Source organism: Chitinophaga skermanii (genome assembly GCF_003259335.1).
GTDB classification, from domain to species: Bacteria; Bacteroidota; Bacteroidia; order Chitinophagales; family Chitinophagaceae; genus Chitinophaga; species Chitinophaga skermanii.
In genome coordinates this window covers 107,248-121,135 of sequence record NZ_QLLL01000009.1, presented here as the reverse complement: position 1 = coordinate 121,135, position 13,888 = coordinate 107,248, and the positions used below count along the sequence as shown (strand labels likewise).

The 13,888-nt window shown below is 40.5% G+C and carries 12 protein-coding genes; 8 read left to right on the top strand and 4 right to left on the bottom strand.

The window, feature by feature from the left end; all coding sequences use genetic code 11:
• Positions 1 to 269 precede the first annotated feature (269 nt).
• Together LX64_RS21335 and LX64_RS21330 are read right to left on the bottom strand one after the other, a co-directional pair.
• On the bottom strand, positions 270 to 1,463 hold the full coding sequence (locus LX64_RS21335) for a pyridoxal phosphate-dependent aminotransferase (RefSeq protein ID WP_111599733.1): 1,194 nt from the start codon (positions 1,461 to 1,463) through the stop codon (positions 270 to 272).
• A 158-nt stretch (positions 1,464 to 1,621) separates the two neighbouring features.
• A complete protein-coding gene (locus LX64_RS21330; protein ID WP_111599864.1) occupies positions 1,622 to 2,020 on the bottom strand; it encodes a DUF1573 domain-containing protein in 399 nt (132 codons plus the stop codon).
• A 247-nt stretch (positions 2,021 to 2,267) separates the two neighbouring features.
• On the opposite strand from LX64_RS21330, the gene LX64_RS21325 reads away from it, so the two are divergent.
• The 5 genes from LX64_RS21325 (at position 2,268) to LX64_RS21305 (ending at position 7,762) form a co-directional block, all read left to right on the top strand.
• Positions 2,268 to 4,667, top strand: a complete 2,400-nt coding sequence (locus LX64_RS21325; RefSeq protein WP_111599732.1) for an alpha-ketoacid dehydrogenase subunit alpha/beta — start codon at positions 2,268 to 2,270, stop codon at positions 4,665 to 4,667.
• A gap of 132 nt (positions 4,668 to 4,799) precedes the next feature.
• Entirely contained in the window at positions 4,800 to 5,729 is a 930-nt protein-coding gene (locus tag LX64_RS21320) for a DnaJ C-terminal domain-containing protein (RefSeq protein WP_111599731.1), read from the top strand.
• 6 nt (positions 5,730 to 5,735) lie between these two features.
• Complete coding sequence (locus tag LX64_RS21315) at positions 5,736 to 6,092, top strand: hypothetical protein (protein WP_111599730.1); 357 nt, start codon at positions 5,736 to 5,738, stop codon at positions 6,090 to 6,092.
• A gap of 355 nt (positions 6,093 to 6,447) precedes the next feature.
• Complete coding sequence (locus LX64_RS21310) at positions 6,448 to 6,711, top strand: hypothetical protein (RefSeq protein ID WP_148707416.1); 264 nt, start codon at positions 6,448 to 6,450, stop codon at positions 6,709 to 6,711.
• Between the two features lie 91 nt (positions 6,712 to 6,802).
• Entirely contained in the window at positions 6,803 to 7,762 is a 960-nt protein-coding gene (locus LX64_RS21305; protein ID WP_111599728.1) for a D-2-hydroxyacid dehydrogenase, read from the top strand.
• Positions 7,763 to 7,839: 77 nt separating this feature from the next.
• On the opposite strand, the gene LX64_RS21300 is transcribed toward LX64_RS21305, so the two are convergent.
• Positions 7,840 to 8,550 carry a YebC/PmpR family DNA-binding transcriptional regulator gene (locus LX64_RS21300; RefSeq protein ID WP_111599727.1) on the bottom strand — a complete coding sequence of 237 codons (711 nt, stop codon included), beginning with the start codon at positions 8,548 to 8,550 and terminating at the stop codon, positions 7,840 to 7,842.
• A 202-nt stretch (positions 8,551 to 8,752) separates the two neighbouring features.
• Positions 8,753 to 10,201, bottom strand: coding sequence for an amino acid permease (locus LX64_RS21295; protein WP_111599726.1), 1,449 nt, complete (start codon positions 10,199 to 10,201; stop codon positions 8,753 to 8,755).
• A 280-nt stretch (positions 10,202 to 10,481) separates the two neighbouring features.
• Here LX64_RS21295 and LX64_RS21290 point away from each other — a divergent pair, with 280 nt between their 5' ends.
• From LX64_RS21290 to LX64_RS21280, 3 genes are all read left to right on the top strand, one after another.
• Positions 10,482 to 11,732 carry a dicarboxylate/amino acid:cation symporter gene (locus tag LX64_RS21290; RefSeq protein WP_111599725.1) on the top strand — a complete coding sequence of 417 codons (1,251 nt, stop codon included), beginning with the start codon at positions 10,482 to 10,484 and terminating at the stop codon, positions 11,730 to 11,732.
• 85 nt (positions 11,733 to 11,817) lie between these two features.
• On the top strand, positions 11,818 to 12,504 hold the full coding sequence (locus LX64_RS21285; protein WP_111599724.1) for a DedA family protein: 687 nt from the start codon (positions 11,818 to 11,820) through the stop codon (positions 12,502 to 12,504).
• A 33-nt stretch (positions 12,505 to 12,537) separates the two neighbouring features.
• Positions 12,538 to 13,812 (top strand): MFS transporter, encoded by a 1,275-nt coding sequence (locus LX64_RS21280; RefSeq protein ID WP_111599723.1) that lies wholly within the window; start codon positions 12,538 to 12,540, stop codon positions 13,810 to 13,812.
• The last annotated feature ends 76 nt before the right edge of the window (positions 13,813 to 13,888 follow it).

Sequence of the window (13,888 nt, the reverse complement as noted above, 5' to 3'; positions counted from 1 at the left end):
GTAATTTTAATACATATTTCCTTTTTTCTTTGTTGTCGTAAGAACTGATACAAATATACACACCTAAATTGGAAAATAAAAGCGATTCACTTAAAATTTTCATCTTTTTATTGAAAAAATAAAATATAGAATATTTTATAATGTGTTTATTTTCCTTGGTAAGGAATAATGGAGCGAAATTACGGGGTTTAAAGAGAACCCGGGTTTAATTTTATATTAACAATTCAGTTACATAAAAAATAACCCGGGTGTATATAAATGGTCGCGTATTAAACGCGACCAGGATAAACTTCTAATGCTTTACCTAATGCAATCATTGCTTTAGTAATATCTTCCCTATTCAAAACGTATGCTAAACGTACTTCGTTTGTTCCCAAGCCAGGTGTTGCATAGAAACCAGTGCCTGGTGATAACATAACTGTTTGCTTCTCATACTCGAATTCTTCCAATAACCACTGGCAAAATCTATCAGCATTGTCTATCGGTAATTTAGCCATTGCGTAGAATGCGCCACCTACATTAGGGCAGAACACACCTGGAATCTCGTTCAACATTTTTACAAGAATATCTCTACGAGATTGATACTCAGCTTTAATTTCATCGAAGTAATCCCCTGGTAGGTCAACAGCTGCTTCGCCTGCTAATTGCTCGAAGCTTGGTGGTGATAATCTTGCTTGGGCAAATTTCATAGCAGCATCCAAAACGGCTTGATTCTTCGTTACCAAAGCCCCAATTCTAGCACCGCATGCACTATAACGCTTAGAAATGGTATCCATTAACACCACGTTATTGTCCATTCCTTCCAAGTTCATCGCTGAAAAATGTTTACCGCTGTAGCAAAACTCGCGGTAGGCTTCATCAGAGAACAAGAACAAGTTATATTTCAAGCAAATTTTCTTCAATACTTCCAATTCTTCTTGACTGTACAAATAACCTGTTGGGTTGTTTGGATTACAGATCATGATCGCTTTCGTTTTTGACGTAATCACTTTCTCGAAATCTTCGATTGGTGGCAACGCGAATCCTGTTTCGATACTAGAAGAAATTGGTACTACATGTACACCCGCTGCTACAGCAAAACCATTATAGTTTGCATAGAACGGTTCCGGGATGATGATTTCATCGCCTTGATCTAAGCACGACATAAACCCGAACAAGATAGCTTCAGAGCCACCGGTTGTAACAATGATTTGTTGTGCTGTTAAATCAATATCAAAGCGTTTGTAATACTCTGTCAATTTCTTGCGGTAGCTTTCATTACCGGCACTATGACTGTATTCCAATATTTTGAAATGAGAATTGCGTACCGCGTCTAAAACCTGTTCAGGTGTTTCGATATCGGGCTGGCCGATGTTCAGGTGGTAAACTGTCGTTCCTCTTTTTTTGGCTGCTTCGGCAAATGGCACCAATTTCCTGATTGGGGACGGTGGCATCATTTGGCCTCTCTGGCTAATGGTAGGCATGATTGTTTCGTTTTTGCTTTGCAAAGGTAGGGAAAGTAGATATATCAAATCGTTGACGATCAAAGCGGGCAGGGGATTTTATTTAAACGGCGAAGATTTTGGGTAATAAAAAAGGCCGCTCTTGTGAAGCGACCTTTATTATAAAAAATAATGTCAGACTAGTTTTCTACTTTACCTTGTAAGTAAAGTTCTTTCTCAGTATCAAGGTTTTTGAATTTTACCCAGATAGTTTTTCTTTGTTGACCTACGCCATTTGCAGAGTAAGTAGCCGTTATTTTACCAGATTTACCAGGTAAAATTGGCTCAACAGTCCAAGTAGGTTGTGTACAACCGCAGGAAGCTCTAGCAGTTTCAACTAAAATCGGTTCTTTTGTTGTGTTGGTGAATTCAAAGTTAACGGTAACAGCTTTGTTCAATTTCGTTGTACCGAAATCAACTGTTTCGCTTTTGAATTTCACTTTTGCATCAACTGGGTTGGTGCTGCCTGATTGAGCTTGTGCGAATAGAGCTGTTGCTAAAAACATACTCGCAAATAGGGATAAGATAAATTTTTTCATCTTTAAAAACATTTGGTTTTTTAAACGAATGGTTAAATACGATTGATTTAACGATTGATAGCAAAACAAATTTACTGCCAAAATTTTAAGTGTGTATGGCAATATATTAAAATCTTCTTAAAAAATCTTTTCCTTTTTATGAATGTATCTATAAAATAATACAGGATGTTAAAAGGTTTCAACACCTTTTGGTTGGGTATTCACTTATTATTTTTTAACCTTACATTTGTACTTTAACAGCAAAGGCATGAAAGCAAATAATGAATTAGCTATGAAAACGGATAGCCAGTTATCATTCGATGAATTCCGCAAGGAAGTGATTCAAGATTATCGTATTGCCTGTGAGAGTAGGGAAACGAGTTTACTCGCTAGAAGAGAAGTTTTAACAGGTAAGGCGAAATTTGGCATTTTTGGGGATGGTAAAGAAGTAGCGCAGATTGCAATGGCTAAGTATTTTCAGCCCGGCGATTTTCGTTCTGGATATTACCGCGATCAAACCTTTGCATTTGCTAGTGGTATTGCAACGATTGAGCAATTCTTCTCGCAATTATATGCAGATCCTAACATCGCAAACGACCCATTCTCTGCCGGTCGACAAATGAACTCCCATTTTGCAACGCCTAATATCGATGCAAATGGTGATTTCTTACCGATTGCACAAATGAAGAACACAGCCGCTGATATGGCGCCAACTGCTGGTCAAATGCCCCGTGCAGTAGGGTTAGCATATGCTTCGAAAATGTTCAGAAACGTTAGTGAACTTTCATCATATACACATCTTTCTAATAACGGTAACGAAGTTGCTTTTGCAACGATCGGTGATGCTTCTACTTCTGAAGGCCATTTCTGGGAAACCATTAATGCTGCCGGCGTTTTAGAAGTGCCTTTAGCCGTATTTGTATGGGATGATGGTTATGGTATTTCAGTTCCTAGAAAATATCAAACCACAAAAGGCTCTATTTCAGAAGCTTTAGAAGGTTTCCGCAAACAAGCCGACACAAACGGTATCGAAATCTACAACGTTAAAGGTTGGGATTATGCCGGTATGTGTGAAGCTTTTGAAGAAGGTATCCGCAAAACACGCGAAAATCACGTACCAGTATTGTTCCACGTAGAAGAAATCACGCAACCGCAAGGTCACTCTACCTCTGGTTCACACGAAAGATATAAATCGAAAGAACGTCTTACATGGGAAAAAGAGTTCGATTGTAATTTGAAATTCCGCCAGTGGATTATCGAAAATGCATTAGCTGATGATGCTATTTTGTTAGAAATAGAAGCAAATGCTAAAACAACCGTTCTTGAAGCAAAGAAAAGCGCATGGGAGAAATACATCACCACGATCAAATCCGAAGTAAATACTTTCGTTGAGCAAGCTAGTAATGTTGTAAATGAAGGCCAAGCAGACGCTGCTTTCATTACTCATATTATCCAAGAATTACAAGCTAACCGCGAGCCTCAACGCCGCGATGTGTTGAAATCGGCTGCTAATATTCTTTTCCATTCTAATAAACTTCATACGCCTGCTATTGCTCAGTTGAAGGCTTATTACGATAACCTGCTTGCTAGCGAAAAAGAAAATTACAATTCGTACTTACATGCTACAGGCAACAACTCGGCACTTAATGTACCAGTTGTTCCCGCTACATATAACGAAGAGCCTACTGTGCTTAATGGTTACGAAGTGTTGAATAAATATTTCGACCAGCTTTTTACAAATAATCCTAAAGTTTTTGCTTTTGGTGAAGATGTTGGTAAAATTGGCGACGTTAACCAAGCGTTCTCTGGGCTCCAACAGAAGCACGGCAAAAACAGGATTACAGATACAGGTATCCGCGAATTAACCATCATGGGTCAAGGTATCGGGATGGCACTACGTGGCTTACGCCCAATTGCCGAAATCCAATACCTCGATTATTTACTCTATGGTTTACAACCACTTAGTGATGATGTCGCGAGCTTACAATACCGAACAAAAGGTCAACAATTCTGCCCGATTATCGTTCGTACAAGAGGTCACCGCCTAGAAGGTATTTGGCACTCAGGTTCCCCAATGGGTATGATTATCAATTCTTTGCGTGGTATGTTCGTTTGTGTGCCACGTAACATGGTACAGGCAGCAGGTATGTACAATACCTTGTTAAAAGCAAATGAACCTGCAATTGTGATCGAATCTTTAAACGGTTACCGTTTGAAAGAAAACTTACCAACAAACCTAGAAGAATTCACTGTTCCATTAGGTGTTGTAGATACACTGCACAGTGGCGACGATATTACAATTGTTTCTTATGGCTCTACTTTACGTATTGTGGAAGAGGCATTACCAGTATTAGAGAAATTGGGTATTTCAGTTGAATTGATCGACGTGCAAACATTGTTGCCATTCGATTTAAGCCACGATATTTTGGCTTCATTGAAGAAAACAAACCGCATCTTGTTTGTTGATGAAGACGTACCAGGTGGCGCTTCGGCCTACATGTTCCAACAAGTGATGGAAATTCAAGGTGGTTACCGTTGGTTAGATACTGCTCCAAGAACATTAACCGCACAGGCACACCGCCCTGCATATGGTTCTGATGGCGATTACTTCTCTAAACCTAACGCTGAAGATGTAGTTAAAACTGTAATGGAAATGATGGCTGAATAAGTCATCCTGTTAGATATTTGAAAAGCGCGGCCGAACAACAGCCGCGCTTTTTTTGTTTAAGAATTTCGGCCGGGTTATTGTGCTAACCAGCATACCACCTTCTTACAAATCGATTTAAACACGGCATTGTACATGGATTATAAAGATTATTACAAAGTTTTAGGTGTTGAAAAAACTGCCACAGCAGACGCCATCAAAAAAGCATATCGCAAACTGGCAGTAAAGTACCATCCCGACAAGAATCCCGACGATAAGCTGGCAGAGGAAAAGTTCAAAGAAATCAACGAGGCATATGAAGTCTTGAGTGACGAAGAAAAACGTAAAAAATACGATGCCTTTGGTGAAAACTGGCGTTATTATGAACAAGCCGGGGGCCAAGAAGGTAATTTCGACTGGTCGAAATGGCAAGGAGCTAACGGTGGTGGCCAGTATCAATACCAAGGCAACATGGAAGATATGTTTGGCGGCGGTGGAGGTGGAGAGCACTTTTCAGATTTTTTCGAACATTTATTTGGTGGGGGTTTTAGTGGCCGAAGTAGGGGAGGAAGAACGAGATCGAGCCGTGGGCGTGATATTAATGCAAGTATGAGCATAAGTATTTCAGATGCTATAAACGGCGCAACAAAGCAAATTGAAGTAAACGGGCTAAAGCTAAACTTGAAAATTAAACCCGGTACTTACGAAGGTCAAATCTTACGCTTGAAAGGCAAAGGGGAGCCAGGGCGTAATAACAACGAAGCTGGCGATTTACTCATTAGTATCAGCATTGATCACAGCGGTTACGAAATCAGCGGCAACGATATTTACAGCGATATACAAATAGATATATATACAGCTATATTGGGAGGCAAAGTACAAGTAAATACACCTAGCGGCGCTTTACAATTAAGCATTCCCGCTGGAACGGATAGTGGAAGACTATTTAGAGTGAAAGGAAAAGGCATGCCCAATGCGCAAGGTGGTACAGGCGATTTTTTCGTGAGAATTGGAATAACGGTACCGAAAAACTTAACGGACGAGCAAAAAGAAGCATTCGGCAAATTGGCAAACCCGGAAAAATAAGTTTTTATGTTGAAGATATATGAGTACTTAGATGAAGTGTTGTCGGTTGAGCACTTTAATTTGCGGCACGAACCATTGGAGTATTATGCCAGTGAAGTAATGGAAAAGCTGGGGTATAATGACAATGCCCTTGTAAAAACAGCTTTATTCCGCGCAATGGAAGCCTGTGTAGCATTGCAATACCCAGTCAGCGAGCATTTCAAGAAAACTTTTTGCAGCAAAGATGGGCATGTATCGGCCGATTGGCAAATGAGCATTTTAGGATGCTATTTCCTCATTATTAATTGTGATCCATCCAATCCAAATGTGGCGAAAGCACAATTATTCGCATGGCTCCAAGGCGGTAGAAAAAAGGTTATCTAATACATAAAAATAGCCTATTCATTTTGTTCAATATTGAATCCTTCTGTTCATTTTGTTCAGAAGGATTTTTTTTGTTCATTTCCTATTCATTTTCAATACAGGAGAGACTTTGCTAGCTTCCATTTTTTCAATGCATTATCTTAGCAGCATTGAACTTTAAATTGCTTAACGGTTTTTTTATAAGCTGATAGGGGTTAATCTTCCGGTTGACCTCTTTAAGTTTTTTAAAGCAGCGTAAACCACTATTATAAAGACACCCACCCGTTTCTTAAGCCGGGTTTGTAAAAGGAATAAAGTAGAAAATTGCCCAAACAAACTTTAATGATTCACCTTACCCAAACAACCAAATCTTAGTATGGAAGCTAGATGTTTACGCTGTAATAACATGGTTATCACCCATCAACGTTTCGAACACAGCAAATGTGATCGCTGTGGTGGCGGTATACAACGTATGCGTTTCGTGAGACTGATGGAAGGAATCCATCCTCTCGGTAAAGAACACAACCTCGTACTCAATGGCAAATTTTGTTACGGCACATATAAATCGGTATTAGGCATTTTCGTGATCGATAAGATCAAAAACACTTTCGAGCAGATTAGCACTTCTCAAGCAATTTGACATTGTTTTTGCATTTCCGCAAGCGCCCGGCATATATTCGTATAGGCCGGGCGTTGTTGCTTTTTGTAACTTCGTCGCTCAATTGTTACTTATGCGCATTGTTGTACTCGACGCTTATACGCTTAATCCAGGCGACTTAAACTGGGATGCTTTGCAGGCCCTCGGAAATGTAAAATTATATGATAGAACGCCGCCAAACGAAATAGTGTCGCGTGCAAAAGATGCTGACATCGTGCTCACTAATAAAGTTGTGTTGAACGCTGATACAATTGCGCAACTCGATCAACTTCGCTATATCGGTGTAATGGCCACTGGCTTTAACGTGGTGGATTTACAAGCAGCCGCTGAACGGAAAATCCCCGTTACGAACGTTCCTGCTTATTCTACAGCTAGTGTAGCTCAAATCACGATGGCTTTGATCTTGGAATTATGTCATCATGTAGGCGACCATAGTGCCAGCGTGCATAATGGTGACTGGGCAGCTAGTGCCGACTTTGCATATTGGAAATCCCCACTAATCGAGCTATATGGGAAAGTGATGGGTATCGTAGGCTTCGGAAATATCGGGCAGGCAGTGGCTAAACTCGCTATGGCTTTTGGTATGAAGGTGATTGCTCATCATAAACACCCAGAACGCGATCGTATGGAAAATGTTAATTTTGTGGATGTTGCTACTTTGTTCCAAGAGGCTGATATTATATCCTTGCACTGTCCATTAAACGATGCGAATAAAGGGTTTGTAAACGAAGCTAGATTAAAAACAATGAAACCTACAGCATTTTTAGTAAATACTAGCCGTGGCCCCTTGTTGAACGAAGCCGATGTAGCAAAAGCATTAAATGATGGCATAATAGCCGGTGCTGCATTAGATGTATTATCGCAGGAACCCCCAAGCTCATTGAATCCATTACTGGGCGCGAAGAACTGTATTATTACACCGCATATTGCATGGGCTACCAAGGAAGCACGTACACGTTTAATGAATACCCTTGTTGCGAATATCCAAGCATTCCAAGCAGGTGACATGCAAAACGTTGTGAATAAATTCTAGTACATAATTCATCCTTCATACACTAAAAAAGCCTTCTCTACATAGTAAAGAAGGCTTTTTATATTGATAATAATATCTTATCGCAAGTTGTGGAATACTTGTTGAACGTCGTCGTCTTGCTCTAATCTATCCACTAATTCCAATACTTCTTTCGCTTGTTCTTCCGTTAACTCTACTGTGTTCAAAGGAATCCTTTTCAATTCTGCACTTTCAGGTGTAATACCTCTATCTTCCAAACCTTTCGACATGTTACCGAAATCTGTGAAAGCAGTGCGGATGATGATATTACCGTCAGCATCTTCACCGATTTCTTCTAAACCGAAATCAATCAATTCCAATTCTAAGTTCTCGATATCTTGACCTTCAGCTTTGATTTTGAATTCACCCATACGGTTGAATGTGAAAGCTACCGAACCACTGTTACCGAGTGAACCACCCATTTTGTTGAAGTGCATACGCACATTTGCAACGGTACGAGTTGTATTATCAGTAGCAGTTTCAACCATTACCGCAACACCATGTGGAGCGTAACCTTCGTATACTACTTCTTCGTAATCAGTTTTGTCTTTACCCATCGCGCGTTTAATCGCAGCTTCAACACGGTCTTTAGGCATGTTCACACCTTTAGCGTTTAACATACAGCGACGGAGGGCAGGGTTGTTATCCGGGTCTGGGCCACCAGCTTTAACAGCAATAGCGATCTCTTTCCCGATACGGGTAAATTGTTTAGCCATTTTGTCCCAACGGGCAAACATGGTGTGTTTTCTTACTTCGAATATTCTTCCCATATGAATCTTTATTTATTGGATTGATGGGAGCAATCGGCTAACCATCAACGAGGATGCAAAAATATTAAATAATGTGGATTTGGGAATTTCCTGGCTGAAAAAGAAGGGTTAAAAAATCCTAAACCGCCGTTATTCCTACCTCCTTGCTAAAATAAAAAGCCGCTCTTTTGCAAGAGCGGCCATATATGTAAGTTTTTTAGTACTAAAGTTTATTACCTAAAACGCTGTTTTTCTTACTGTAAGCGAAGTAGATAATCACACCCAAAGCCATCCAAACTGCCAAACGTAACCAAGTATCAAATGGTAATGATGCCATTAATGCAAAACAAATGATGATACCTAAGATTGGAACGATTGGAACCAATGGTGTTTTGAATGGACGAGGTACATCTGGTTGCGATTTACGCATTACCATTACGCCCACACATACTAACACGAAGGCGAATAATGTACCGATACTCACCATTTCCCCTACGATATTCACTGGAACGAAAGCCGAGAACAAGCTCACGAATACCATGAATAACAAGTTTGATTTATACGGTGTACGGAATTTCTTATGTACAGTAGCGAATGATTTTGGTAATAAACCGTCCATACTCATAGAGTAGAATACGCGGGATTGACCCATTAACATTACCAAGATTACAGAGGTGTAACCTGCTAAGATCGCAACGATGATAGCTTGTTTCAACCATTCGTACGGTGTTTTTTCAATGGCAACAGCAACCGGTGCAGCGCTACCAGCGAATTCTGTATAATGCGCTAAACCTGTCATTACGTGAGCAAACAATACGTATAAAATAGTACAAATCAACAAAGAACCTAAGATACCACGTGGCATATCTCTTTGCGGATTTTTCGCTTCCTGGGCAGCAGTAGATACTGCATCAAACCCAATGAAAGCAAAGAATACAACCGCTGCGCCACGGAATACACCAGACCAACCGAAATGACCAAATTCACCTGTATTTGCAGGGATATATGGATCGTAGTTAGCTTGGTTGATGTGACCCCAACCTACAGCAATGAAAACTAATACTACAGCCACTTTTAAAGCAACGAGTAAGCCGTTGATGAAAGCAGATTCTTTCGTACCCTTGATCAATAACATAGATAAACATACTACGATCAATACAGCCGGTAAGTTTAACCAACCGTGTACAACAGAACCATCCAACATAGTAACCGTTTCGAATGGCGAACTGGTTAACTGTGCCGGTAAGTGAATGTTATAGTGATGTAAGAATTTTACAAGGTACTGCGACCAGCTAATACTTACTGTAGCCGCACCTAAAGCGTATTCCAAAACTAAATCCCAACCGATGATCCATGCAATGAATTCACCCATGGTGGCATAAGAATAGGTATAAGCACTACCCGCAATCGGGATCATAGAGGCAAATTCCGCGTAGCATAAACCAGCGAAAGCACATCCAATAGCACCAATAATGAAAGAGATTGTAACAGCAGGACCAGCATTATTTGCTGCAGCGAGACCGGTAAGAGAAAATAAGCCCGCACCAATGATGGCTCCAATTCCGAGCGCGATTAAACTGTTGGCTGATAATGTTCTTTTTAAACCCTTTTCTGATTCTGAAGCTTCATTCAAGAGTTGTCCGAGTGGCTTTTTGACAAAGAGTCTACTCATACAAAGTTGTTGTTGTAAGGTTGATATTAGAGAGTTTAGATTTTATAGATTCGCCAAATATAGAATTTCTAAAATAAAATGCCTCAATTTTTATTTATGCGGAAATTCTCGAAAACAGCACCAGAACAATTCGTGTTTACCGTTTGAAACCTTATTTTTGGGAAATTTTACGCCCGGCATTACCTGTAACTGGATAGTCATTCAACCTATGCCAAGCCTGGGTTGTAATAAATGGGACAATAATTAGCAACAATAACATACAGCAAAACTATTATTAGGCATGAAGAAAAAATCGAACCTGCTGACAGTATTCATTTTAATAGCCATGGTAATCGGTATCGCCACCGGCGCAATTGTACGGGAATCGACCGACGACCAGGAAACTATCAAAACCTTCGGCGATAACGTTTCGATTTTGACCGATATATTCCTCCGCCTTGTAAAGATGATCATCGCACCATTGGTATTCTCTACTTTAGTGTTGGGCGTAGCTAAACTCGGTGATATTAAGGCTGTTGGCCGTATTGGAGCTAAAACTATGTTATGGTTTATCTCGGCTACCTTTGTTTCCTTGTTTTTAGGAATGGTACTCGTAAACCTTTTAAAACCAGGGGTGGGCTTACATTTACCATTACCCGATGTGCACGCAAACTCGGGCGTTGCTAAAGCTTCAATGACTCTCAAAGGCTTCTTTACGCACGTTTTCCCTGAAAGCGCGATCGAAGCAATGGCTCATAATGAAATTCTCCAAATCGTTGTATTCTCCCTATTCTTCGGTGTGGCAACAGCTGCTATCGGGGAAGTAGGCTTACCGGTAGTGAAACTAATGGATGCTGTTTCACATGTAATGTTGAAAGTAACAGGTTACGTGATGAACTTCGCACCTTTTGCCGTATTTGGCGCCATGGCTAACATCATTGCACAAAAAGGGTTAGGTATACTAGTTACCTACGGCGTATTCGTTGTTCAATTCTATGGCGGTCTGATCGCCTTATGGATATTACTGGGTTTAGTAGGATTTTTAATTATCGGTAAACCAATTATTCACCTATTCCGCCGTTTAGTAGAGCCTATTTTAATGGCTTTCAGTACAGCATCCAGCGAAGCGGCTTACCCGCGTACCATGGAGGCATTAGAAAAGTTTGGTTGCGATAACAGGATTGTAAGTTTCGTATTACCATTAGGTTACTCGTTTAATCTCGATGGTTCCATGATGTATATGACCTTTGCAAGTTTATTCATTGCACAGGCCTATGGTATTCACTTAGGTTTCGAACAACAAATCTCCATGTTGCTCGTACTCATGATCACCTCTAAAGGTATTGCCGGTGTACCAAGAGCCTCCTTGGTGGTAATTGCCGGTACCCTGGCTATGTTCAATATTCCTGAGGCGGGCTTATTACTTTTATTAGGTATCGACCACTTCTTAGATATGGGTCGTTCCGCTACTAACGTAATCGGTAATGCCATGGCATCGGCGGTTGTGTCTAAGTGGGAAGGCAAGCTGGATCTTAGCAAGAACGAAAAATAACTTTTGTTTAGCATATAAATCATTATTTTTCCACGTCTATTTCACGTAAGCGATTGTAGTAGTTTGTCATAAATTAAAATTTTGCATGGACCAGTTTTTAGAGTTTTTGAAGCATTTGATTAATCCCAAGTGGATCATTGAGCATGGAGGATTGTATTTATTATTATTTATCATTTTTGCAGAAACTGGTTTATTCGTAGGTTTCTTTTTACCGGGTGATTCTTTGTTATTCGTGGCCGGTATTTACAGTGAATTACTGTGCGAAAGTTTCTTCAACATCCCATTCTTTGTTTTAATGTCCCTTATCGCATTGGCGGGCATTATCGGTAACTTAGTCGGCTATTGGTTTGGCAAGAAATCAGGTCCTATGTTATTCCGTAAAAAAGATACTTTATTGTTCAAGAAGAAACACTTGCAACAAGCACACGATTTCTACGAGAAATATGGTGGTGGCGCTATTTTTATCGCGCGCTTCCTTCCTATTGTGCGCACTTTCGCGCCGATTATCGCAGGTATCGTACAAATGGATCGTAAAAAATTCATGTTCTATAACATCATCGGTTCCATCACTTGGGTCTTCTCCCTTATGTTAGCAGGACATTATCTCGATAAAATATTCCCGAATTTAAAAGAGCATTTAGAGCTGATTATCATCGTGATTATTTTGATCACTACATTACCTGTATTGATTAAAATCTTCTTTGGTAAACCAAAACAAAGAACGGTTTTGCCAGGTGAAAATAAAGAAGCACCGTCGCAGCAAGGAGAGTAGGGGCCATACAACGTTATTTCACGTTAACTATATATGCATCCTGAATCCACGTCAACCAAAAAAACAAAAATTTTAAATGCTGCTGTCATCGTAGCATCGTTGGGGTATTTTGTAGATATCTACGACTTATTATTATTCGGTATTATCCGTATCAAAAGCTTACAGTCTTTAGGTTTGAATAAAGAACAAATCGAAGAAGTAGGGCTTGCGCTGATCAATTACCAAATGGCCGGTTTGTTAATCGGCGGTATCTTTTGGGGCATTTTAGGCGATAAACGCGGGCGATTGTCGGTGTTATTCGGGTCTATTTTGCTGTATTCCGTGGCAAATATTGCCAATGGATTAATTGATGGGGAAAACGCAATTGTTTGGTACAAGATCTGGCGCGTTGTTGCAGGCTTAGGCTTAGCGGGCGAACTAGGGGCTGGTATTACATTAGTAGCAGAGGTACTTCCGAAAGAAAAACGCGGTATTGGGACGATGATCGTTGCCAGTATCGGGATTTCTGGAGCCGTTGCTGCTTACTTTGTATCCCAAGCATTCGGAGAAAACTGGCGCGCTTGCTACTTTATTGGTGGCGGCCTAGGTTTAGCTTTGCTTTTACTCCGCGTAAGCGTAGTAGAATCTGGTATGTTCCACAACAGTAAGCAACAAACCAATGTCAGCCGCGGGAATTACCTCAAGTTCTTCACCAACGGCGACCGGTTCAAGCGGTACCTAAAATGCATTCTCGTTGGGATGCCCACTTGGTATGTTGTTGGGATTCTCGTGTTCTTCTCCAATTCATTCGCTGAAAAGTTGGAAGTAAAAGGCACAGTTGATCCTGGTAAAGCCATTATGATCTGTTACGCTGCCTTAACCTTTGGTGATTTAGCCAGTGGCGCTATCAGCCAATGGTTAAAAAGCCGGAAAAAAGTGCTGTACATCTTTTACACGATGACCCTCGTAAGCGTATTGCTCTATTTCAGTGCCCATGGCGTAAGTGTAACAACATTCTATGCAATTTGTGGTTTACTGGGATTCAGCGTAGGTTTCTGGGCTATTTTCGTAACAATGGCAGCCGAACAATTTGGTACCAATTTCCGCGCTATGGCCGCTACAACAGCACCAAATTATGCGCGTGGAATGCTGAACTTAATTACACCGATCTTCTTATACCTTCAAGTTGGCTTGAAGGACTATTTTGGATCACCCTATCTAGCAAGTGGCCTTATTACAGGCTTACTTTGCATCCTCATTGCGTTTGTTGCCGCCATCACAAGTAAGGAGACTTTTGGAAAGGATCTCGACTATGTTGAAGAGGAATAAACAACCGAATGTAACAATTTCATTAGCGGGCATCGATTTATAACGGTGCCCGTTTTTTATTGTAAATTGAAGAAAA